The sequence below is a fragment of the Aequorivita sp. 609 genome (assembly GCF_014212065.1).
GTDB lineage: Bacteria > Bacteroidota > Bacteroidia > Flavobacteriales > Flavobacteriaceae > Aequorivita > Aequorivita sinensis.
Genome location: NZ_JACJVM010000137.1, coordinates 1 through 549 on the forward strand (window position 1 = coordinate 1; position 549 = coordinate 549).

Consider the following 549-nt stretch of genomic DNA (forward strand, 5'->3'; position numbering starts at 1 on the left):
CGTTGTGCATAAGTTGAAAAAAATCGTGATTAATTTTAAAATCTTTTTATTCATCGGACTTTTAGTCTCCTGTAGTCCAAATAAAACGGAATTTGGAAATGCTGATCTATCTAATAAATTTGAACTAACAGATATTAATGATTTGAATAAAAATCCTACTGATTTTGACAACGATACTCTGAAAATCATTGGTGAACTGCATCTTGATTTAGAAAATAAAGGAATTTTTGACCAATCGGGTAAAATTTGGGTTGAATCATTTAACCCTGCAACCGAATTAGATAGTGTTTGGAAAAAGCTAAACGGAAAAAAAATCGAAATAATCGGATTATATAAAGCTGGCAAAACTGGACATTTAGGAATATATAACGGACAGTTTAAAGAAATATATTATATCAAAGCGGAATAAAAACCTATGCACAACAAGGGCTATAGTTCATTGCGGCGGAATTTTCTGCCGAAAATTCCCGCAGCTTTGCTATTTTTCGGCTACAGCGGAAAAGTCCTTCAGACATTTTCCGCAACGAAACCATAGCCAAACACGTTGTG

1 protein-coding gene is annotated in these 549 nt (G+C 33.5%); it reads left to right on the forward strand.

Annotated features, from left to right (window positions below; genetic code table 11):
- A partial coding sequence (locus H4O20_RS13020) for a hypothetical protein (protein ID WP_185099543.1) occupies positions 1-409 on the forward strand: 409 nt, incomplete at its 5' end.
- Between the last annotated feature and the right edge of the window lie 140 nt (positions 410-549).